The organism is Leptothoe spongobia TAU-MAC 1115 (assembly GCF_018739885.1).
Lineage (GTDB): Bacteria > Cyanobacteriota > Cyanobacteriia > Phormidesmidales > Phormidesmidaceae > Leptothoe > Leptothoe spongobia.
Genome location: NZ_JADOES010000023.1, coordinates 24,447 through 45,141 on the forward strand (window position 1 = coordinate 24,447; position 20,695 = coordinate 45,141).

The 20,695-nt window shown below is 48.7% G+C and carries 15 protein-coding genes; 1 reads left to right on the forward strand and 14 read right to left on the reverse strand.

Annotated elements, in window-relative coordinates:
• Positions 1–47: 47 nt before the first annotated feature.
• The 13 genes from IXB50_RS12675 to IXB50_RS12735 are packed head-to-tail and all read right to left on the reverse strand — an operon-like array spanning position 48 to position 12,798.
• Positions 48–2,249, reverse strand: a complete 2,202-nt coding sequence (locus IXB50_RS12675; RefSeq protein ID WP_215609342.1) for a hypothetical protein — start codon at positions 2,247–2,249, stop codon at positions 48–50.
• A complete protein-coding gene (locus IXB50_RS12680) occupies positions 2,249–3,340 on the reverse strand; it encodes a baseplate J/gp47 family protein (RefSeq protein ID WP_215609343.1) in 1,092 nt (363 codons plus the stop codon). The genes IXB50_RS12675 and IXB50_RS12680 overlap by 1 nt, the downstream gene beginning before the upstream one ends.
• Positions 3,337–3,696, reverse strand: coding sequence for a hypothetical protein (locus IXB50_RS12685; protein WP_215609344.1), 360 nt, complete (start codon positions 3,694–3,696; stop codon positions 3,337–3,339). Before IXB50_RS12685 ends, IXB50_RS12680 begins: the two co-directional genes overlap by 4 nt.
• Positions 3,693–3,866: a hypothetical protein gene (locus IXB50_RS12690; RefSeq protein ID WP_215609345.1), complete on the reverse strand. Its 174-nt coding sequence runs from the start codon at positions 3,864–3,866 to the stop codon at positions 3,693–3,695. The genes IXB50_RS12685 and IXB50_RS12690 overlap by 4 nt, the downstream gene beginning before the upstream one ends.
• Positions 3,863–7,033, reverse strand: coding sequence for a hypothetical protein (locus tag IXB50_RS12695; RefSeq protein WP_215609346.1), 3,171 nt, complete (start codon positions 7,031–7,033; stop codon positions 3,863–3,865). Before IXB50_RS12695 ends, IXB50_RS12690 begins: the two co-directional genes overlap by 4 nt.
• Positions 7,034–7,035: 2 nt before the next feature.
• Complete coding sequence (locus IXB50_RS12700) at positions 7,036–7,533, reverse strand: hypothetical protein (protein WP_215609347.1); 498 nt, start codon at positions 7,531–7,533, stop codon at positions 7,036–7,038.
• Between the two features lie 43 nt (positions 7,534–7,576).
• Positions 7,577–8,011 (reverse strand): hypothetical protein, encoded by a 435-nt coding sequence (locus IXB50_RS12705; protein WP_215609348.1) that lies wholly within the window; start codon positions 8,009–8,011, stop codon positions 7,577–7,579.
• Entirely contained in the window at positions 8,004–8,324 is a 321-nt protein-coding gene (locus IXB50_RS12710; RefSeq protein ID WP_215609349.1) for a LysM peptidoglycan-binding domain-containing protein, read from the reverse strand. The genes IXB50_RS12705 and IXB50_RS12710 overlap by 8 nt, the downstream gene beginning before the upstream one ends.
• A 5-nt stretch (positions 8,325–8,329) precedes the next feature.
• On the reverse strand, positions 8,330–8,842 hold the full coding sequence (locus tag IXB50_RS12715; RefSeq protein ID WP_215609350.1) for a hypothetical protein: 513 nt from the start codon (positions 8,840–8,842) through the stop codon (positions 8,330–8,332).
• The gene (locus IXB50_RS12720; RefSeq protein WP_215609351.1) at positions 8,839–9,987 is read right to left on the reverse strand and encodes a hypothetical protein; all 1,149 of its coding nucleotides are present in this window, start codon (positions 9,985–9,987) and stop codon (positions 8,839–8,841) included. The genes IXB50_RS12715 and IXB50_RS12720 overlap by 4 nt, the downstream gene beginning before the upstream one ends.
• Positions 9,988–10,005: 18 nt before the next feature.
• Positions 10,006–10,449, reverse strand: coding sequence for a hypothetical protein (locus IXB50_RS12725; protein WP_215609352.1), 444 nt, complete (start codon positions 10,447–10,449; stop codon positions 10,006–10,008).
• A 5-nt stretch (positions 10,450–10,454) separates the two neighbouring features.
• Complete coding sequence (locus tag IXB50_RS12730; RefSeq protein WP_215609353.1) at positions 10,455–11,114, reverse strand: hypothetical protein; 660 nt, start codon at positions 11,112–11,114, stop codon at positions 10,455–10,457.
• Complete coding sequence (locus tag IXB50_RS12735) at positions 11,101–12,798, reverse strand: hypothetical protein (protein ID WP_215609354.1); 1,698 nt, start codon at positions 12,796–12,798, stop codon at positions 11,101–11,103. The genes IXB50_RS12730 and IXB50_RS12735 overlap by 14 nt, the downstream gene beginning before the upstream one ends.
• Positions 12,799–13,235: 437 nt before the next feature.
• Here IXB50_RS12735 and IXB50_RS12740 point away from each other — a divergent pair, with 437 nt between their 5' ends.
• Complete coding sequence (locus tag IXB50_RS12740; protein ID WP_215609355.1) at positions 13,236–16,988, forward strand: HEAT repeat domain-containing protein; 3,753 nt, start codon at positions 13,236–13,238, stop codon at positions 16,986–16,988.
• A gap of 34 nt (positions 16,989–17,022) precedes the next feature.
• On the opposite strand, the gene IXB50_RS12745 is transcribed toward IXB50_RS12740, so the two are convergent.
• Positions 17,023–20,622 carry a M23 family metallopeptidase gene (locus IXB50_RS12745; RefSeq protein WP_215609356.1) on the reverse strand — a complete coding sequence of 1,200 codons (3,600 nt, stop codon included), beginning with the start codon at positions 20,620–20,622 and terminating at the stop codon, positions 17,023–17,025.
• Positions 20,623–20,695: the final 73 nt, after the last annotated feature.

Consider the following 20,695-nt stretch of genomic DNA (forward strand, 5'->3'; position numbering starts at 1 on the left):
CAGGCAACAATTATCGATCAAAGTATTTAACGGTATTATAGTGCGCTTTATGCAGCAATCAGATAATCCTGATCTCGGAGTGGATCTCCAGTCGCACTCTGCCCAGCTCTGAAGGCAGGCAACAATAGTTGCTCAGTTGGATCGATAATCTCATTACTATCAGATAGCCTGGCAGCAATCTTGTAGATAATGCCAAGGTTGCCACTGGCATCCACTTTCGCCATACGCCGATAATCGGCTACATCAAGGATTGGAAATTGTTCTATTTCATACTCAGATGATGGTTCTACCAAGGAGAGGCTGTCCGAGGCCGGTAAGGACATAGCATCCGGTAAGGAAACAGCATCTGGATCCGGTAAGGAAACCAAAAAAACTGGTGGAGCATAGCCGATGGTTAGCTCCAGCTCTCTGATCAGCTGAGTATCTTTAAACTCAAAGAGAAATTCAACCGCCAAATAAGCATTCCCGTCGAGACCAATGATCGGGGCTTGTGATTTCTCACCTGAATCTGGATCAAACCACCAGACTGAGCTTGGGTAGTGAGTTGCGATCGGTTGGGTGATGCGGGATGTCCCTGCTGGGGGAATATCACCCCAGCGAGCATCACCGATCCCTAGTTTTAATTCCCATGGCCCAGCACCTAATAGCTCTAAAGCACTATTTTCTTGGGCCGTGATGGTAACCCCTATCACTTCTAGAAACTCAGCAATTTCACCCCGAGTAAAAATCGCATTTACGTTAGGGATAAAGCCAGATTTCACCAGCTGAGTGGTGTCGTCGCAGACTTGGCTGACCGTAGACAGATCCGCGCCATAGACAAACCAATAGCCTTGATATTCAAGAAAATCAGCCACCAATGGAGGCGTATCTTTAAACTCAATGCCTGGCGGTGAATCATCAACTGAATCCAGCAACATATCCGCCGCCGCCACTTCTTCCACTGGTTCCAGGCTGTAAAGAGATATGGCATGGTAGTTTCCCCGAACATGCCAGGATGACTCAAACTGAGCCACGACCGGTCTATATTCCTCAAATGAAACGGTCAGGTAGTCGGGTATTTCTATTTCTTCGTTGACCGGCAATACAATCGTCTCTGCACAATAGGTAAATCTCGATAGTTGTCCAAATTGCTGGCCAGCGATCAAAACAGACGAGTACTCAATTGTTAATGTAGGCAAGCTGTAGTCATCAGCTGACAATAGTGTTATTGCCTCATCCAGGGAGACGGGAGATATTTCGTAGTTCTCTTGCTCTGGCAAGGTTGAAAATACATCAAGCGGTGGTGCTCCATTAATCTCAATCGTGCTGGACTCTTGGCGAATCTGCACTTGGGCACCGCACCGAGGAAAGGTATCCCAATAATCAAACCCATCCAATCTAATTGGCCTGGCCAGACTGGATACAAAATCCGCGTCGTTCACCACGCTAGGAAGATAGTCAATGCAAATATACGGAGTGCATTGACCGTTTACTTCCTCGCAGTCTCCTCTCAAATAGAAATATTGATTGCCAGGCTGACCTTGGTTATGGGTGATTTCAAATCGGTCTGTCGCTAACGCTTTCTCACTGGCCCAGGCTGAGTCTTGCATGAAGGCGAGCTGGTTTCTTGATATTCGCAGCCGACGCTCATCAATAAATGCTGGTCTTTCGTACAGTGGCCCCAACTGACCCCAAGCCATTGGAAACGGAGTCACATATTCATACACCGGAAACCTGAGCGATCGCAGGCATTTAAGATCGATATCAACCGATACCTGAATCCCATTCGCTACATAGTGCTGGCCCAGGGTATCAAGCCAGCCAAAATCAATATCAGGCCATGCCTTTGTAGGGGCATCAATGACGGTCCTGAGTGCCCCGTACTGTCCCGCAGCAAAATCCGTCTCTAACCTGAATTCCCCCTGCTCCAGTCCTGAGTAGAACTCAATAATCCTCAGTAGTCCTTCACGGGTATTGCGAGTATGGCTAAATTCCAGTGCATATCGAGCCCTACCCCGCTCATCTGTTTCGCTGGCACCCCGGTCCAAACCGATGCCCAACATATGGAGCGATAACCATATATCTGACGAGAGCGATGGAATCGCCTGACCCCTTGCCGCTTCAATTGAACATCGTGCGGTTGCGATCGCACCGGCCAAGGCCCAGATCAGGTCATGAAAGGGTCCCGACTGGGTAAGGCGAGTTTCTTTGAACCATTTGAACGGCAGGTGATCAAATAATTCGGTATAAGCCTGCAGTTGGTCAGCCATTAGACAATCACATCCACATGGACCCCATTAGCAGCCCAGGAATTTTCTAAGTCTTGCAGCACGCGCCAGGTAATACCGGTTAAGAGCACTAGTTCCAGGGTGTTTGGATCCTGCCCCTGGGTGCGAATGTAGAGCCGTTGAGTAGGGGCATCAAAAAACCACCGATAAAACCCTTGCTCCACACCGGCAATACTGGCTGATGCTGACCATACCTCTTTGCCAGATTCATCCCTGGTTACCTCACCAAATCGCTTACATGGCCAGCCCACTTTGACCAAGCCGTTTATCTCAGGCCAGCTAATGACCGTGTACCAAACCTGGGTAAAGCCTGTCGCGGCGAACCATTGCCCAGGCTGATAAGCATCACCATTGGTTGCCTCAGTCACTACCCCACGAAAGTAGCCAGGTACCCCAGCATTGCGCTCAGTCTGAAAATCAATCACGTCTGGATAAGTGACCGGATCTGATGCGATCGCACCTTCGGTTGCTGGAATAGTTGCCCGGTGCAGCATTGCCAGGTAAACCGGAACTCGAGAACGGATAGACGCATCAGACTCAGCCGCCACACCACCTATAGCTGGGTAGGGATTGCTAACCTCGTCAATCCCTTGGATGCCGGTCTTTAGCTCTAATGCCTCACCGGTCGCAATATTGCCTATGGTTCCAGGTAGTGTGCAGGTAGCCGGAACAAGTACCTCACTCTGGCCAGCCACTAACGAGATTTCCAGATCTGTCGTGAACCTGGCCCCATTACCTGCCTGGATTTCTGTCCCTGTCGGTATCACTACATCTGTATCGACTGAGCCAAATCGACTAAATTGCAATTGAGCGGTTGCAGCTACACCGGCATAAGACTCCATTCCAAACCCAGCCACTAGAGCCCTCAGCCATTGCCCCTCAGAGGTAGAAATAATGGCAAGCCTCAAGACCTTGGCCAACAAAGCATAGAGTGCTTCCAGGGAAAGGCTAAATGCGACCAGTAATCGCTTTAGTACTTTACCCGTGAAGTTTGCTCTCCATTGTGGAGGCAGCAGGCTAAGTAGCTTATCTAAGATCTCTTGCCAGGTCAGAAAATCAACGCGATCGCTCACTCGATTACTCCTCTCCCTACAGTGAGTGCTCTATGTGCCGTCATACTGCCTGCTCTAATCTCTAAAACAACACGCTCATACCTCAAGACACTGCCAGGGCTTGAAGGATTGGCGAGTAGCTTATTTGTTTCAGACTCAGGGAATTCACCTTCCCAGGCTTTGGTCTGCGAATTGTACGTCAGCTCGACAGCATCAGTTAGCTGCTTGCTCTCTTTCTTCGAATCGTTCGTATCTATTAGTGCAACCTTAAGCGTAGTTGATGTTGATAAGGGATCTCCTTCAACAGTCGCTTTTATAGATACAGGCAAACTACTGCCTGTATAGAAATCATGCTTAGGAGCAACCTTAAAACTCATTTTTCGCAACAGAAATCAACAGAAAAAGAGATTCTTTTTGAGGGTTTCAATAGCTCTATCTCAATCACGGGTTTAGCAAGGTTGATCTCAAAAGAAACCTCTTTGACAACTGTTGTTGAGCCCGACGAAGCACCAACAGAACCAAGATTAATTCCAAACGGAAACATCATACAGGTACCCTCTCAAAAATTTGTTCTTCTAACGGATTAGCTAGCTCTCCATCTGCATTCAAGAAGTTAAATGCCTGCAATGGATCCCCATCAAATCTGTATTGAGTGCCAGTCCCAGTGGCATTAACCTTGAATCTGCCCCGAGCAACAGCTGCTGTATCGATAGAAATTTGATTGATTAACCCATCGAAGTTAGATGGAAATACGACGTTCGTCAGGCTTCTGGTTGCTTGAGTCCATATGTCTGCTGGCCCATGGGTGCTAAACCCAGTCGCAGTAGACCAATTTACATCCCCATGAGTAATCACATTGCCAACATCTGTGGACGTTGCAGCACCATACAAAGTTAAGGCAGATTGAATCCCAGCTGAACTCAATGGCGCTGTGTAGTCTGCATTGGCTAGACGACTGGATACCGCTACATCTAACCGACCTAATTCAGGGGACAACTCTGTCCGTACTTGAGTTGAGATCGCAGCTAGCTCCAATGCTGGTAAATCAAGATTAGAATTAATGACCTGCAAGATAGCGTCAATCAGTTGTTGGCCATCGCCTTCATTTAGTAGAGCAGCTTCTATCTGTGTGGCTAGGGTGGACCGTTCCATGGTGGAAAGACCGAATCCAACCTTATCCGTCAATGATCGGGTAGGCTGAGTCCATACGTCTGCTGGCCCATGGGTACTCAGACCAGAAACATTAGCCTTGAAGATATCCGGTCGAACCCCGGTCGCAAAATAATTGTAAATATCTGCTGCCGAAGCCCCCGACCCTGATCCGCCACCCGACTTATTCAATAATTGAGCTGCGATCGCCCAAATGGATTGGATGGCCACAGCAAACTCATCTGGAAGATTAATCGCGACTTCTTTCTCAACAATGGCAGCCCGAGTATCTTCAAAGAATGGGGTAATTTGAGCACTCTCATCGGCAATGAATGATTTACCATCAAGCCTTTCGATATAGGGGCCTGAAATAGTTGATTTCGCTAGAGCCTGAATCGTGAAAGCCCCTCGAATCGCGATGCTATTGAGATTGTTGATTTCTACATTACCTCTGATTTTTCGTATACCAGCTTCCAACCACTGGACATAGTAGTAATAAGCAACCAATTCGCGAGTATCAATCGTTGTCTTTGAAGCATCGATCTGAACTTTACCAGGGGTGTCAGCATCGAATACATAACCCGTCACTTGGCTACCGTCAGCTCCAATTTCAGAGAGCAGTGCCATGGCCTGAGAATTCTCGGATAATGACCGCAGCGATTTAATGGACACCCCCTGATAACTAAAAACTTCCTCTGCGTAGTGGGATATCGCTGCACTACCACCTGTGCCTGGGGTGTCATGATGAATGGCCTGAAATACGAGAATATCGTTTGTCGCAAGCGTCACCCCTGCTGATGTTGCAGCAGCAGTTAGATCGAACGTATAAGCTCCTGATGTGATGAGCTGGATATCTAATTCAGTCCATGGGCTAATGCCCATGCCGAACCCGTTATCCGGGACCGGGTTAGAACCCTGGTCTGTGAGATCTATGGTGACTCCACCAGGACTAGCAGCAAGTTTTAAGTTATTGCTCCCGTCATAATCGGTCGATGGATAGTAAACCGCTCTCACATCCAAGGGAGCGGGCACGTCGGTCCCATAGACACGGATGACACTGTTATTGTTTAGCTTCCCTGCGATACCTGTAAGTGTTATGTGATTGTTTGCCAGATCTACGGCACTCGGTTCAAATGAGTCCCTACCCGTGGCAATGGAACCATTATCATTCAGGGTTACAGCTCCACCGGGTACCAGGGAAACACGGCAACGAATATTGTTGAATTCAGCATTCGTCAAATTTGGCGCTGCAAATGTGACACTTGGGGCTGACACCACTACGGTTCCAGCCCCATTATTGGTCACATCAGATAGAGAAAATCCACTACTCGCGCTAACCTGTAACGTCAAAATTTCGTTGGCAGGAACGTCCGTTAAAAATGCAGTTCCAGTTGCAGGATTGGTGATTGAAATCCCTGTTAAGTCGAGACTAGACCCATCTGGAATGCTTGAGAGGAAGGATATATAGTTCGTCGCTAATGGGCTATTAAAGATTGTTCCTGCCAGAGAGGTTAATGTGGCTGAACTCCACTCCAATACTTGTGCAGCTGTTACGTTGTTGAAACGTAACGACAAAGCTCCCCGGCTCGAAAATAATCCAGTTGAATTTTCAGCTAGGCCATCATAGGTCGATAAGCCTAAGTCTGCCCCAGACAGCGCTTTTGTGTAGAAAGCTTGGTAAGTGTTTGCGACACTGGAATTATCTTCAAATCGTGTGCCTGCACTTGACCCTAGGATTTGAAACGAAGTAAAGGTTTGAGCGGTCGCTAAATTTACTCGATACGTTAATGCTCCGACAAACTTAGGAGGATTTAAGCCTCCTGACTGATTGGGGGTATCGGCGACGATCGCAGCTGCAACGACGCTAATCAACGTTGGGGTGACCCCACCATCGCCAAGGGTGATGGGAACTGGCATGTCTACATAGTTACCCAGTTCTCTCACGGGTGAGAATTCCATACTGTAAACATCGGATGAGCCCGTTGCCAGTATTCCGTAGTAACCTTCTGTGAGGAATTCAACAAACGATGCTAGGGTTAGGGGCGTCACTCCATCCCCACCCACACCAATCAATCCAGTGCTTTTCGGGGCAACAAGAGGGCTTGAGTAAATTTGGAACTGTTTATTCGACGCATCAAAAAACTCTAACCGGATTCTCCTCACATCCGTTGGAACAAAAGTTCCCGTATCAGTTGCACCCGTCGCTAAACCTGGATCGAGGACTATCTGATACCGGTTTAACCTCAGTTCTGGGCTAATATCCCATACCCTGTAGTTGAGATCTGGGGTGACTCCTGAACTAAACCCAAGCCTTAAAAGGCTATCTCCATCAAAGTTATGCTCAACTCCAAATATAACAACAGACTGAGAAAGATTCGTTGGTGCATCTAAATCTATTTCTAAATACCCGTTAACCCCGACATTCGTAATCCCTGAGATCCTTACACGACCCTGGTTACTTTGGAACGTGACAGACCCGTAGGTAGAATCTGTGGTTATCTGTGCGCCACTTAAAGTTTGAATGTTTAGGATTTGGGTGTATCCGGTGAACGTTGGAGGAGCCATCGTTACGCGACCTCCCCTGTGGTGGCATTAAACGAGATGAATGAGTACCCAGTCGTCACCAGGTACCCAGACCAGGCTGATATCTCGGCTGCTAATGGGCCATCGGCAACGACAGCTGTGTTCCATTCTGATTTGTAGCTGGCAAGACTCCACCCTTGACGATTCAAAGATATATCGGTCCCTACTATTCGTAAGAATGCCGCATCTGCTGCCATCAACTCGTAGAAGTCGATATATGTACCATCAATCGTTTGCTCATTATTGGCTGGAATACCCACATAGGAAGCAATTAAGATCTGAGATATATCTAATGTGGTAACGAAATCCTGAAATCCGCTGGCACTAACAACAAACTGATAAACAGCATCTTCGGACGGGTCGGTGAGGTAGGTGTAGGGAGAAGTTGCATTGTTAAGAACATCCAGTGTTTTGCCCGCTTGTGACAGTGCAACGGTGGCACCGGTTGGGAAATTGATGATGGAGATTGTTGGCTGAGACATGAGGGATGGAAACGGTTAATGCCATGGAAATTTATCTGCTGTGCTAGTTTGATGAAACTAATTGCTGGAAGGTTAGCAACTCCTCAAAACCATTTACCTCTAATCGCCCAGTAACGGATAGTGCATTGGGTTGATTCTGGCTATACTCCACATCCAGTTGGGCCACTGTGAAACGATTCTGAAAGCTTGAGTGCTGCAATGCATTCAGAAACGCCACCCGAGTCAGACCAATCGTGATCCTGGGGTCATTTGCCTGGCCGATCATCGATAAATCAATGCCATAACCAGGGTCATCAACCAAAGACCCCAGAGGAGTCAGAAAAATTCGGTATATCTCTTGAACAAGCGCATTTAGCCCAGTGGCATATTCAAAATCAGTCTCCAAAAACAACACATCTTGGGGACCATTGGTCGCTGCATCAAAGGCAAGATCCAGGCCATGGATCTCTTCCAAGCGTTGCTCAATCAGGCTACTCATTTGGCGGAATCTTTAACACCTGGCCAGGGATTACGGTATAGGGATACTCAATATTGTTTTCCGCTGCGATCGCCTGCCATCGGTCTGGCGATCCATAGTATTGAGTACTGATGATCGGAAGCGTCTCAAATGCAGCACAGACATGTTCATTTGAGATTGCATCACCGGTTGCTAAAGATGGATTCAGCTGCAGCTCTAACCCCTCAGACAGGGCAACTAGCTGCAGCTGAATCAGGTTGGCAGCTGAGCGCTGTAGAGGAATATCCGCCTGCAGCGCTTCAACTGTGTATTCAGACTCTACAAGCAGAGGCATTTAGATTACTCTTCGTCAAAGATTTCTTCTGTATCCATATCTGAGAATTCAATGTCCTCATCCTTAATCTGGGGAAATGAGATCCCATTCTGAGCACAAGCCAACAAAAACGTTAGATGCTTAGTGACCTCTGCCTCGATCAATTGTGACGCTCGCTGTGCTGCTACTTCAGCCCAATCACCACTGCTGAAAGTAGTGAGCGAGGCTTTTTCGACTGTTTGTGCAATCACTATCTGATTGACCAAGGTAGCCTGAACAGTCACTGAATCATCTGTTGACAGTACCTCATGACTGACAATGAAATCTTCAACGACATCATGGCCAATAAATCCAGTCGGCTCATCTGGACCAATGGGTAAGTAAGCATTTTCAAAAACAGCCTTGGGAGACCAGCTGATATACCCATCCGAATACTTAACGGCATAACCAGGATCGCCTGTCTTGCTGGTTCCAGTATTCTTGCTAGCAATCTCTTCCCAGGCTGTAATCAACTTGGTACCGATGTAGTTCTGAGTCATAGTTTTAGATCCTGTAAATTGATGTCTTGAACCGATTGAGATAGCGAGAGGACGGGGACCGAAAAACCGCCCACCTCCACTGTCTGACCCCCTGATGGCGCTTGAGGAACAATGGAACCATTGAGCAAATCAGTGAGTATTCCTACCACATCATCTCGTTGCTCAACGGTGCCCGATGGATAGATCGGAATTGATTGACGAGAAAACAACGACTGTCCTTGATTCAGAAGCTTCTGAGCCACCTGATTTTGTCCCAGGCCGGTCATTCCTAAAACAGTGTTCAGCACACTGTTGGTTGATCCAGAATAACTGGTTTGCTCGGCATAAGTAGGCTGTTGTAAAGAAGGAAAAAAATTCTCTAATACCCTACCAATTTGACCAACCTGAGCCGATATATTTAACGGATAATTGGCCCCATTGCGATCAATGCTGGGAACAGACTTCCCGCCAACGCTAGCACCCTGACCAAACCCTGGAGCAGCGGCAAATCCTTTGTTGGGGGTAAAGCCAACTTTGTCATCGATTTTCCAGAACAGATCCTGGAGGACTTTACACCGAAAATTGAATCGGATGCGATATGGATCGCTCACTGATTCATCCCAGGCAAAGCTAAGAATCTCGATCAGAAATGCCCTTGGTCTATATCGATTTGCCCCCAGACTCTTGGAAAGCGGTTTGAGCTTAGCTAACTGTGAAATGGCAGTTAGCGGAGTAGGCAACCGAGGTGGAGACGGAGAATTCACATTGGCTTTCAGGGATGCCTTTTGCAAATCCTCTGAGAAGATGCCACCAGCAAACGCCAGTGTATCTTCATCAACAAAATCAAGGAAATAGGTATCGGCTGGCGTTCCGTCCTCCTTCAAGTCGGCATGATGCCGCCAGATCCAGGCAATCTTTGCTAGCTCATCCCGATACCCTACACCCGTCTCACACTCAATGGTGAGATCGGGCAACATCAGCCCATTTCTCTCTGGGTTAGGGCTGTGCAATACCTCTCGGAAATATCCGCCAAGGGTATCCACAACAGATCCCTTATTCCCTTGCTGAACTCGAATAGCCTGAGGATTTACCCTCAGATACACATCACGAGTTGTCGCACCTACATGGCGAAAGAAGATAGGTGATGTCGCTCTGTTACGTGGCATGTCGCGTACTTCTTGGTTTTATACGCTACTCCCTTGATCAACTGCCGTACTGCCTTCATTTCCGTCAACCAGGTCATTCAGCTCTTGTACCGCTGCGATCGCAACCCGACGAAGTACAGGTTTGATGGCATCGATCAGGATTTCTGGCGTTAGCTGCTTAAAGATCAGTCCCAGGAATTTGTCACCGTGCGCTAATGCGGCTTCTAGCCCTGGAATGTCGTCTGTCATATCGCTGAGCTGAGCTGCTACAAGGTTCTTCAGGAGAACCCCTTTATAGCCCAAGCCATCAAACCGAGCAGCAATGACAGAAGTAACCTGATTGAGCTTTCCTAGATATTTGGCAACCGTATCATTGTCCAGAAGTCGGTTAGCCAGTGCATCGACACCACGCTCAACAAGCGATCGTGAGTCGATCTCATCAACAAATGCTTTAGCTAGCGGTTTGATGAATCCTAAAACCATGGTGATTATTGTCCCGAATTAACAATTGGATGGCCTGCTGAATCTGTGCCACCAATTACGGTGACTTCTTTGCCAGAGACCTTTGTCAGGCCGTTCAGATCAATGGCGCTCGCGTTAACGGTGAATGCATCACTATTGACAGTGACTGAGCCAGCATCAATGGTGATGTCCCCTGATGAACTGATGGTGATACGACAACTTGGTGTGTCGATGCTGGGTGTTGTGATCACCCATGTGCCATCGCCCTGGATCCGCATCCATGCCCCGGATGGATGCAGCAAGTCGTATCTATCTTCTGTCGGCTCCCCCATTGCTCGCGCAACATCGGGAACCCCCCACCAACCGATTTGATGGGTGAAGGCTGTAATGATTGGCGCGGACTGGTCCCCATTGATAAAAACAACTTCGGCCCAGTCGCCAGGCTGCACAGGGTAAGCTTCACCCCACTGTGGCCCATGCGGTAATTGAGGCCAACTCGATACATCTGTAGCGTCTAAGGTTGGCTGATGTTGAGCCTGTTTGAGCCAACTACCACCCCACCAACACGCAATGGGGACATCTCGAAGGATGCCCCCTGGTGTTTCAGAGGATGGTTGCAAGCTACACAGACGTAACACCGGATCATAAGTGAGTACGGTGTAGTGCTGGCTATTATTGTTGTTCACTTGGCGTCTCGGTTGTTTCCTCAGTTGATTCTTCTTCGCACACTGGCCTTAGTGGGTCTACCAATGCTTCCCAATCTTCAATTCGAACAATGTTGCTACCACCTTGGGCATTGACGTCAAACCACCAGTATTCATCTGGTTCGGTGGGTAGCTCCAGTCCATCTTCTTCGGTGCCCATCGTGTCCGGTTCAACGGGTTCTAACCCAATCCCTAGATACCGAGTTCTGCGATCGCGAACACATTCTAGCTGAGTGGTCCAATTGCCAGCCTGCAGATTGATATTGTGAGCACGGGAGAGAACATAGTACTCGCCAGGGATAGCATGACGGTTTGCCCAATCTTCTGTTATTGAAATTTTGGTATTAATTCGCCAGACCGCATCTCCTCTCAAGCCAAGGATGCATCGCTGGACTGGCCTATCGTACCATCTTACAATTTCCAGTGCGCAGCGGTCCATAAACGATCGCAAACGAATATCTCTATCGGTCTGGTCAGTGACTTGTTCTAGGGCGATGGTGCCCCGACTGGCAGGGTAGAGCAGTTCCATTTTCCGTGGCCCACCATACTGTCGGATGGAGCCCATGTTGTATACCTGCCCAGCATGTAGGCTAGACCCACCGGCAGCTGCACCACCATACTGAGTTAGCTGCACTCGAATGTAGTTGGCTAACCGGTCTACACTAATGCGATCGGCCCAGGTCGTTAACATCCAGCTGGGTACTTCGATTAGGGGTAAATCTTCCCAGTTTCGTAGCTCACCGGAGCCAAAAGACTTTAGTGGCTCATCAATTAGGGCATCACACTTGGCTGAGTAGGGTAACTTCTCCCAGCAGATTGCACCAGTGTGGTCCACAAACATGTGAAACAGGCCCTGAACGCTGAGATACTGCAAGGCAGCCCAGGCGGATCCCTCTGAAATTTTGGCCATGATGTCAGGGGGGACCGGAATGGGTCTGGTGCGGGCTTCCCATCCGGTTGGTTCATCCCAAAAATCTTCTATCCAATGGCGAAGAATACCGTAATAGAGAGGGACCACCGTCCACGGTGCCTGAGTGCTGTTGCGTACTTCCAGGGCCTTACCCAAAGCCGTTGGCGCTTTTTCATCCACCAGGATCTGAGCGTCTCGATAGACTTTGCCGTAGCTTTCGCCAGACAAGGTAAGAAGAGTCTCGGCACCCGAACCAGCCGCCACGGTAGTAGACCGGCCATAGGCAGTGGTCACTCCACGCATTAGTAAATAAGGTGCGTTATCCAGGTAGTCGGCTTCCTCTGGTTCTGGCGGAGGTTGCACCGCTCCTTCTAATGGTTTAAATTCCTCAGCCAACCCTGAACCATCTTCTTGTATCTGAAATACTCGCGGTGTTCCAATGGCCGGTACAAACGCCTCTACATTAGTCAGTGGGTCTGCATTACGGGCGCAGTAGACCTCAACCAACATGCCAGGATGGAGTTTTTTTAATAACTCCTCATTGGCCAGCGTTGCCCGCATCTTAAGGTTGAAAGACCCCGCAGGCGATTCCACCGATAGCGAATCGTTGTAGGAGATGAGATCTCCGAATTCACCAAAGTCGATTAGCACCTCACCAGCCCGAGTCATTACCCGAATATCGAACCGGATAGAGGCTGAGTGCTGCTCACGGTTCAGGTCAGTAGATGGATTGTAGCGGGGAACGGTTTTTACCATTGTGACAGCCCGGCTTACAAGTAGTCACCACCGGCAGTATTATTACGATACAACTACTGAAAAGCGTGGATATCGTAAGCTCTGCGTCAAGGAACTAACGAATCACAGGCTACAACGAAGGTGCTATCCATAACTGGGGAGCGGATTTTGTGGGAGCCCCTGACGCGGCAATTTGGATGTGCGCTATGGCATCAATTTTCAATAACGTTTCTACGGATTGGTCAGACTTCGTTGACCAAAAGCGGTGACTTGCCAAGCTTCATAATGATCGCACTTCTGGCGATCGCGATCTTCAAATGGGTGTGGTATCCATATCAAAACTGAAAATACTTATTGCTCCATCGTCTGCAAACTAGGCAAATTGTGAGCAGTAATGCCAAACTGGGAATCAAAACTGCTCCTTTTAGGAGCCGTGGCTCATCCGGCTACTAAAATCCATGAAGGTTAATTTTGAGTGCTACTTACGGTCCCTGGTCACGACTTATAAGCAGTGGTGGAAACTCTATGCCTTAACTGATGCCGTTGGGCAAGTTAGACAAACAGAAAAGGGGCAGGTCATTTCTTCGCCTTTCGACTTTGGGTTAATGGTGCAAACAGTTCAGCAAGAAGGAGAACTGGCTGGTTCTGACGTTAATTCATGCCAGGAAAAACGAGAGTCAACGGAACTCTTACCTGTATTGGACGGCATTCGTAAATATGCAAATGACCATGTATTGCTGGTCGGACGTCCGGGGTCCGGTAAATCAACAGCGTTGCTGAGGCTTGTATTAGAAGAAGCATCTCGGGTTCAGCAACGGTCTGATGACTCCGAACCGATTCCGGTACTTGTGGAGCTGCGATTTTGGAATACGTCGGTATTGAGTCGAATCCTGGCATTCTTTAAACGTCATGATCCAGCCCTGGAGATGGATGAATCCACTTTGCCTAGCCTTCTGAGGCAGGGACGCATTTTGGTGCTGATGGATGGTTTGAATGAGTTGCCTTCCACAGCAGCTAAACAGGATGTACTCCGTTTCCAGACAGATTATCCCCAAGCCCCGATGATTTTTACCACTCGTGATTTGAGCATTGGTGGCGATTTTGGGCTAACAAAAAAGCTGGAGATGCAGCCGCTGAGCGACACACAGATGCGGCAGTTTGTCATGGCTTATTTGCCGAATCAAGGGGAGCAACTACTGCATCAGTTAAAAGGTCGGATGCGCAGCTTTGCAGAAACCCCTTTACTGTTGTGGATGCTTTGTAGCCTGTTTCAGCAGATGGGGAAGCTTCCATCCAACTTGGGCATGGTTTTTCGCCAGTTTACCCAAGGATATGAGCGCAACTTGAAGCAAGATGTGCCTGTTTCGAAGGAGTCACGCCGCTGGTGGTCAGAGCTAATGCAATATCTAGCATTTGTGATGATAGAAGGTAAACCAGAAGCCAATCCCCCTCACCCGCTTTCACCACCGTCAGCTTTGGTGTCTATTCCTTGTAACGAAGCCAGAAGCATTTTCGAGCGATTTTTTCAGGGAAAGGTGACTGATCCAGGAGACAGGGCGGCAGAGTGTTTGGATGATTTACTTGAGCATCATCTGATTCAAGAGACTGGTGACCAACTTGAATTTCGCCATCAACTGATTCAGGAATACTATGCAGCTGAGTATGTGCTGCAACTGTTAGACCGTAAAGAAATAAGCAATACTGAATTGCAAAAGAAGTATCTCAATTATCAAAAGTGGACAGAACCTTTTTCTGTTCTGATAGCATTGCTTGAACATTCAAATGATAAAGCTAGGGCAATCAACATTATTGAGTTAGCTCAAGCTGTTGATTTGATCTTAATGGCAAAACTTGCAGGTAGTGCTCCACCGACTATTCAAGAGCAAACCATTCAGGTCATTAATCAGCTACAAGTAACTGATTGGTTTAAGACTGAGCTTCTGACTAAAGTCTATCCAGAGAGCGCTGTCGAATCGCTTGCTCAATCCCTGGAAAGTGAATTGTTTGAAATCCGAAGACAAGCAGCACATATTCTTGAGAGACTTTCTTCAAGAGCTGCTATTGAGGTTCTAGCTAAAGCATCACAACATCCAGTTTCTTATGTTCAAAGGACCGCCAATGAAAGTTTGGAGAGAATTAAACAAACCAGACCTAGAGAATTTCAGAGCTTTCAGAACTCGAAGGAGAATTCCTCAGAGTTTTCAGAGAATGCTTCAACGTTCTTAGATGTATCTCAAGCCTCAACCCCTGGGTTACTCAAAGCTCTGGAGGACGCAAACACTGATGTCCGCTGGTGCGCTGCAGAGGCGTTAGGGCAAATAGGCAGTGAGGCTGCAATTCCTGGGTTACTCAAAGCTCTGGAGGATTCAGACACTGATGTCCGCTGGTGCGCTGCAGAGGCGTTAGGGCAAATAGGCAGTGAGGCTGCAATTCCTGGGTTACTCAAAGCTCTGGAGGATTCAGACACTTCAGTCTGCAGGAGAGCTGCAGAGGCGTTAGGGCAAATAGGCAGTGAGGCTGCAATTCCTGGGTTACTCAAAGCTCTGGAGGATGCAAACAATGATGTCCGCTGGAGAGCTACAGAGGCTTTAGGGCAAATAGGCAGTGAGGCTGCAATTCCTGGATTACTCAAAGCTCTGGAGGATTCAGACACTGATGTCCGCTGGTGGGCTGCAGAGGCTTTAGGGCAAATAGGCAGTGAGGCTGCAATTCCTGGGTTACCCAAAGCTCTGGAACATTCAGACACTGATGTTCGCAGGAGAGCTGGAGAGGCTTTAGGGCAAATAGGCAGTGAGGCTGCAATTCCTGGATTACTCAAAGCTCTGGAACATTCAGACACTGATGTCCGCTGGTGCGCTGCAGAGGCGTTAGGGCAAATAAGCAGTGAGGCTGCAATTCCTGGGTTACTCAAAGCTCTGGAACATTCAGACACTGATGTCCGCAGGAGATCTGCAGAGGCTTTAGGGCAAATAGGCAGTGAGGCTGCAATTCCTGGATTACTCAAAGCTCTGGAGGATTCAGACACTGATGTCCGCTGGTGGGCTGCAGAGGCTTTAGGGCAAATAGGCAGTGAGGCTGCAATTCCTGGGTTACCCAAAGCTCTGGAACATTCAGACACTGATGTTCGCAGGAGAGCTGGAGAGGCTTTAGGGCAAATAGGCAGTGAGGCTGCAATTCCTGGATTACTCAAAGCTCTGGAACATTCAGACACTGATGTCCGCTGGTGCGCTGCAGAGGCGTTAGGGCAAATAAGCAGTGAGGCTGCAATTCCTGGGTTACTCAAAGCTCTGGAACATTCAGACACTGATGTCCGCAGGAGATCTGCAGAGGCTTTAGGGCAAATAGGCAGTGAGGCTGCAATTCCTGGATTACTCAAAGCTCTGGAGGATTCAGACACTGATGTCTGCAGGAGAGCTGCACAGGCCTTAGTGAAAATAGGCAGTGAGGCTGCAATTCCTGGATTACTCAAAGCTCTGGAGGATTCAGACACTGATGTCCGCAGGAGAGCTGCACAGGCCTTAGGACAAATAGGCGACAGTGAGGCCGTAATTCCCGGATTGCTCAAAGCTCTGGAACACTCAGACAACGATGTTCGCTGGAGTGCTGCAGAAGCGTTAAAGACAAGTGGGACACCTTCAACCCTATTTTTTCTTTATCAACGGCAGTTCATAGCAGATGATAATTTTGCACCTATCATTGAAGCCATTCAAGATCGTTTCCAGTTCTATAACTATGAAATAGCCAGTGGCTTCGTCCAATCAGATAAAGCTATTTTGCTCTACTTCTCCTATGCCTCAAAAGATAAAGATTTGAAAGATAAATTGATTGACCACCTCAGTTTTTTGCAACGAGAGGGCGTGATTATAAATTGGGATAACCGTCAAATTCTTCCTGGCGACGAATCCGCGAAAATCATCAACCAACACCTCAACATCGCCAACATCATTCTGCTGTTGATTAGCGCCAATTCTCTCGCTGACGACACCTGTTCCCTCGAAATCAAAAGAGCCATGGAACGACACCAGGCAGGCAAGGCTTGTGTCATTCCTATTCTTCTTCGTCCTGTAGATTGGGCCGGTGCTCCCTTTAGCCAGCTTGATGTTTTACCTAAAAAACACCAGCCCATCACTACTTGGGCTAATCAAGATGAAGCTTTTCGCGAAATTACCGCAGGCATTCGGGAAGTCGTAATGGAGATGAGAAGAGAATAAGCTTTAGTACAAATCGGCAATGTACACGATCGCATCAGCTGTAACTGTAGTCACTGGCAGATTCTGGTTGACTTCTGCTAGAGCCAGAACGCCATTGTCGTTCAAACTCATCAACAGCAGCGGTAGCCCCTTCGTACGCTTCTTGTCGCGCATTACTACCGGCCCCATTCACATTCACTGTGATATTGAGAGTCACAGGCCCACCAGTGGAAGATCCTCTGGTTCCTCCGTCAGGTCCACCACCACTCCTTTCCCAAGGTGGAACATAGGCAGATGCGTTGTTACGAGCCACCCTGCTGTTGCCTTGAAATGCATTCATCAAGTTTTGTGCTTCTTGATCCCATTGTCTTGGAGCATCAGGGTGGGCGCTGCGTTGAGTGAGATGGGACTGATAATAAGCATCCCCACCGGCTCGACCTCGATTGTCGATCATTCCTGGATTAGAGCCACGCCCTTCAAAAAAAGATTCGATCGCAAAGTCTAAATCCTGAATCTGACCTCTTGAGCCCCATTCCATGGATGGACGTTGTTGAAAAATTCCTAAGCTGTCCCTATCTCCACCACTCAGGTTGGTTAAAGTACTCTCCTGAATAGCTGTTGCGATCGCAGCCCTAATCTCATCATCACTAGCTCCAAGTTCACTGCCGTGCTGATAAATGCGCTGAGCAATAGAAAATTGATCGGAACTGATAGCTTGACCCTTAACAGTCAGACCCTCTGGCATTACACCATTTGGCATCGACCTTGGTGCAGTACCACCAGCGGGCAGACCTTTTAGCATGGTCATCGGATCCACCCAGTCACCATCAACAGTGACCCGATAATCCAAATGATCTCCTGTAGATACCTGCGCTGCCCTTGCCGCTGCGGTCGTTGAAGCTACCTCTGCAATCTTTTGACCTGCAGTCACTCTATCGCCTACTTCGACCAGTGAATCCGATGTGTGAATGTACCACTCTTCAATTTTTCGGCCTTGTTCATCCATTGACTCAACCGCAATTTGCAGCTGATCGGCCAGGGGCTTAATTTGCGAGACAACACCACTCCTAGCGGCAAGGACATCCGTTCCACCACTAACACCGATGTCGATGCCTTCATGAAAATCTCGACGACCAAAGATGTTTCTCCACCCAAATCCGGATGTGATTCTGGCATCGTCCAGGGTCATCCCTCTAATGGGAAATTGCGCTACACCTGAACCTCCACCCATAGCAGCACCCATCATGCCACCGCCGCCATTACTCTGCAGGGTGTTCACCATCGTGGCGATATCTACCGTTACCCCAATCAAATCTCGAAGTGATTGATCAACGGATGGCATCAGGTTGACGGCATCTGCGATCGCACCCAGATGAGCTTCCATTAACGGAAATATCTTTTCAGTTTGTTCTGCTTGGTATTCGGTGATCTGAGCATGATGCTCACCGGATAGGGCAAGTACATCAAACTGTTCTGTGGCCAGGGTTTGTTTTTCCTCGTGCAGTTCTTTGGTCAGTTCTGTATATTCAGTGCCTAACCCTAGGAGATTTTCTAAAGCCTGGAGCAGATCGCCCAGGGTATTACCACCACCCTGAACCGCGAAGACTTGATCACCTTCGGCAAACTGGAATGTGTTGTAACCAGGCTGAGCCGTTACCCCATCACCAGGTGTGTCATTAAATCGGCCATGAATAGCCCTGCCCAATTTCCGAGTGACATTGAAAGCCCCTATGGGGCCACCAATAAAATCCAGGGGACCCAGGTTAGCATCCTGGATAACTTGGCCAACAGCACTATTCTTTATGCCGCCAATGGCATCACCGGCAGCGCTCCCAAGTGCGCCAAGCCGCTCAGCAATATTGTTATCCTTTGCCCATTGAGCCAAGGACTGAGCTGCTTCCAGTCCTTGCTGAACAAATGGGATTGCCTGATCGGTAATAAACGGTATGGCCGTTTCACCGACAAACGTACCAAACCGGTCCATCACAGATAGGATGGTCTCTTCTATGGCCGCTAGGTCTAAATTCTCAGATATCCATCCATAGATATTGGCCATCCATTCATCGGTCTTAGTCATCAAGTTTTGGAAGTTGGCCATTACTTCCAGTTGCTTATTGTGCCGTTCTGCTTCAGCCTGTCGCGCCTGGTCTGCAGGCGACATATTCAACTGAGCCAACAGCTTATCGACCTGACCCGCACCATCGGCTGTCCCCGTTGGTAAAGCTCCACCGTTTGCGATCGCAATATTAGATAGCTGCTCGAAGGCTCTCATATCTTGGGCAGTGGCGTCTCGTCCGATGAGACCAGGTAGGAGTTGGGTACCCATCAACCGTTGCAGGTTGACGTTACCGGCCATTTGAGAGCGAACAAAATTAGGATCAGCGTCGGCCGCCGCCTGAAACTGCTCCCGACTCATGCCGGAATACTGCATCATCTGATCGCCCAAGAAATCCATGGCCTTACCAGCGTTGGCCATTTGGGTTTCTTGATTAGTAAACCGACGGTCAATTTGATGTTCAGCCACACCAGCCAGCCGTAAGTAACCGGCCTGGGTGGAATATGGATCACCGGCCCCACCCATGGACAGATAGGTGTTCATCCCAGCCTGAGCAAACTGGGGATTTTCTCTAAAGAGTCGTGATGCCCGTGAATCCGTCCCGGTCAGGTTAGCCAAAATGCCCTGCAGCTGACCAAAGGCGCGATCGCTCATCAGTGAGCCAGATTGAGCCACCGACTGTGTACGAGCCGAGTTCATCAGCTCGCCATACATCTGGATATTGGACTCAAACCCAGCCGAGATGGCACCGCCCACCACTTGAGCCATGTAATCACGGAACTCTGCGCCCCCGCGATCGCCACCGGTTTGTACATAGCCCTGGTACAGGTCTATGGTTGCTTCAGCATTCAGGCCCAGTGCCCGAGTCAGCTGCTGAATAGCGGGGACCAGTTCAGCCGCTTCACCAGCACTACCCGCAATACGGGTTGCCTGTAGTCGTCCCATCTGGGATAGGGTCTCTTCTGCCTTATACCCTTGCTCACTACCCAGGCCATAGTCTTGCAGTGGCGACAGTTGATCTATGCCACCAAACCGTCTGGCTAAGTCCGTGGCATCGGCAGTGTAGGCGCGAGCACCACCGGCCCCAGTCGATAACCCCTGTAAGAAGTTACCAGCCATGCCGCCAATACTGGCACCGGCAGCCATCCCGGCAGGCCCAAACGGTAAACCGAGTAACCCACCGATCGCACCACCGGCAGCACCAAAAAAGTTACCCTGAGCGACTTGATTAACAGTTTGGTTGCCCAGATTTAGTAGTGCATTGGCTTGTTGCCAGGCAAGATTACGTTGAGCTGTTTCATTCGCCTTACGAGATGTTTCAGCACTCTGCGACGTAATCTCGGTTAGATTACGAACTGCATTGATTAATTCTTGCCACGGGACATTATCTCCTGCAGCACCTAACGCACCCTGCAACGCATCATGGCTTGCTGATGGTGATGGAGTCGGAGGAAACACCCCGCTCATGCTAGTGCCGACATCAATGCCAGCCTGCATCTTTTGCAAAGTGTCTTGATGTTTTCTCTCTAATTCCTGGCGATCTGCATCAAACGAATTGAGATCTATACCAAAAATTAATTCGACTTTACGTTTATCCATGAAGTACTACACAAGACCTATCCCATTAGACCGCCTATGCAATGAAACCGCGACTGTTCCAACATTGCATCCT